Source organism: Agrobacterium leguminum (assembly GCF_015704895.1).
Taxonomy (GTDB): domain Bacteria; phylum Pseudomonadota; class Alphaproteobacteria; order Rhizobiales; family Rhizobiaceae; genus Agrobacterium; species Agrobacterium leguminum.
The window spans coordinates 1-2,064 of the sequence record NZ_JADQWB010000042.1 but is presented as its reverse complement, the minus strand read 5'-3'; the positions used below and the strand labels follow the sequence as shown (position 1 = coordinate 2,064).

The window sequence follows — 2,064 nt, the reverse complement described above, 5'->3', positions numbered from 1 at the left end:
GCGCCTGCGCAGCAAGGGAAAACCTTTCAAACTGGCCATCGTCGCAACAATCCGGAAGCTCATCACTATCCTCAACGCCATCGCAAGGACAGATCCAGCATTTGCTTGATCATCCACGGTTGCTTGAGCCGGTATCCAGCCAGCCCAAGTCCTTGGGCTGAAAAGAGTCTTCCTGCTGCGCCGGCGCGCGCCGCCTGGATTCCGGCTCGAGGCCGGAATGACGGAAACGATGGTTTTCGCGCGAAAACCTCTGAGCTCCATCAATCAATCCCCCAAAGCTTGCCTTCCCCAACCTCCACCGAATTACCAGCCGGATCGCGGATATAGACGGAATAGCTGTCATTCGGCCAGCGGTGATAATGTTCGATTGGAATTCCGAGCGCTTCGAAGCGCGCCTTCCAGCCGTCCACCTCCGACTTGTCCTTGGCGTAAAAGCAGAAATGACCTTGCCCCACCGCGCCGTGGCGGGGGATCGGATTGTCGGGGTCGGCCCGGCGGGATTGCTCGGGGTCGAAGATCAGCAGCATCTGCTGCCCGCATCGGAAGAAGATGAATTGCCCCGGCAGCCTGCGCACCACTTCCAGCCCGAAGACATCCCGGTAAAAGGCTTCGGCGGCGTCGAGATCGTCGGCGTAGAGCGCGGTTTCCATAATGGCGGCTGGTGGTCGCATGGTTCCTCCCGGCGGTTCAGGGGTTTCCGGCCGCGGATCTCGGCGGAAACCTATTTGCCTGTTGTGTAGGTCAGCACCGTCAGGTCGTATTTGCCGACGCCACGTTCCAGAACGGTCCAGCCGCAGTTGACATAATAGGCTTCGAGACCCCGCTGGCAGCAGAGATAGCTGGTCTCGTGGCCGAGTTCGTCCGCCCTTTGCGTTGCGGCCTGCATCAAGGCTCGCGCCACGCCCGAGCGCCGACGGTCTTCTTCCACCCACAGGGCTGCGACCCAGGGCAGATATTGCGGACGTTCTTCCAGATCGCAATGGATGAGGAAGGCGGAGCCGACATAATCGTCGCCGTCATGGGCGACAAAGCCGGTGGGCAGCGCATGGGGGTTGGTCATGTCCTTCAGGTGCTCGGCGACGTCGCCCACCTGAAGGCCGCTATCCTGCCACCATGCCGTCCAGACCCGTTCGGCGATGACGGGGCCATGCGACTGGCCGTCGCGATAGTCGGAAATGCTGTACAAGGCCGTCTCCCGGCCGGCTTTCCTCCCGCAGGCTGAAGCCGGATCATGCTTTCAAATCGATGGGGGGATTAAACCGGGTGGGACGGGGTTTCGCAACCGTCAAGTTGTCGCGCCGGTTCAGGGTTTCGTTGCCGTCACATGCAGCCATGCGGTCGGGAGCTGGTCGTAACCGCTGCCCTGCCGCGCCTCGATCTCCACCGCCGCCCAGTCAAACTGTCCGTAAGCGTCTTCCAGCCAGGGCTTCGAAGGGTAATTGTAATAACGGCCGAACATGTCGCGGCCTTCCGCTTCTCCTGCCTTGAAGCTGGCATAAAAAACGCCGCCCCGTTTCAGCGCGGTGTGGATGCGGCCGATAATGCCCGGCAGGGCAGGGCGAGGCACATGCAGCAGGCAGGCATTGGCCCAGACGCCGTCATATCGCGCACTCTCGTCGATATCCTCGAACAGCAATGTCCGGACGGGAATGCCGAGCCGGGCTTGCGCCGCTTTGGCGATTTCAGGCGTTCCGTCGGTGGGGTGGACATCGTAACCGGCGGCCAGCATGAATTCGCTGTCCTGTCCACCGCCGCATCCCAGTTCGAGAATGCTTGCACCTTCTTGCAGCCGCGCCAGGAATGTTTCCAGATGCGGGCGATCCGCCGCCTGCCCACGCGAGGTATAGGCCGCGGCGTTACCCGTGTAAAAGCCGATTGTGTCGTCGTCCCTGCCGGCCATCGTCTCAGCTTTGCGACTGGCTCTGGCCCTGCGATTGTTGCACGGTGACCGACACATTCAGGGTCTCACCGGCGGGGCCGATGCGCATGCCCGATATCGGCGCGCAATCGCGGTAGCAGAGGCCCGATGCGATGCGCACATAGCGGTCGTCGGGGCAGATATTG

Annotated in this window: 3 protein-coding genes and 2 pseudogenes; 1 reads left to right on the top strand and 4 read right to left on the bottom strand. The window is 61.8% G+C overall.

Going from position 1 to position 2,064, the window contains the following annotated elements:
* Window positions 1–109: pseudogene (locus tag I3J13_RS26100) on the top strand (IS110 family transposase); the annotation flags it as partial.
* 151 nt (window positions 110–260) lie between these two features.
* Here the strand turns inward: I3J13_RS26100 and I3J13_RS25565 are convergent.
* From I3J13_RS25565 to I3J13_RS25550, 4 genes and pseudogenes are all read right to left on the bottom strand, one after another.
* On the bottom strand, window positions 261–671 hold the full coding sequence (locus I3J13_RS25565) for a VOC family protein (protein WP_196380680.1): 411 nt from the start codon (window positions 669–671) through the stop codon (window positions 261–263).
* A 50-nt stretch (window positions 672–721) separates the two neighbouring features.
* A complete protein-coding gene (locus I3J13_RS25560) occupies window positions 722–1,186 on the bottom strand; it encodes a GNAT family N-acetyltransferase (RefSeq protein ID WP_196380679.1) in 465 nt (154 codons plus the stop codon).
* Between the two features lie 117 nt (window positions 1,187–1,303).
* Complete coding sequence (locus I3J13_RS25555; RefSeq protein ID WP_196380678.1) at window positions 1,304–1,900, bottom strand: class I SAM-dependent methyltransferase; 597 nt, start codon at window positions 1,898–1,900, stop codon at window positions 1,304–1,306.
* Between the two features lie 4 nt (window positions 1,901–1,904).
* Window positions 1,905–2,064 (bottom strand): annotated as a pseudogene (locus I3J13_RS25550) (transglutaminase family protein); the annotation flags it as partial.

Coding starts and splice junctions, on each gene's coding strand:
- I3J13_RS25565 (WP_196380680.1), bottom strand. CDS start 671: ATGCGACCACCAGCCGCCATTATGGAAACCGCGCTCTACGCCGACGAT.
- I3J13_RS25555 (WP_196380678.1), bottom strand. CDS start 1,900: ATGGCCGGCAGGGACGACGACACAATCGGCTTTTACACGGGTAACGCC.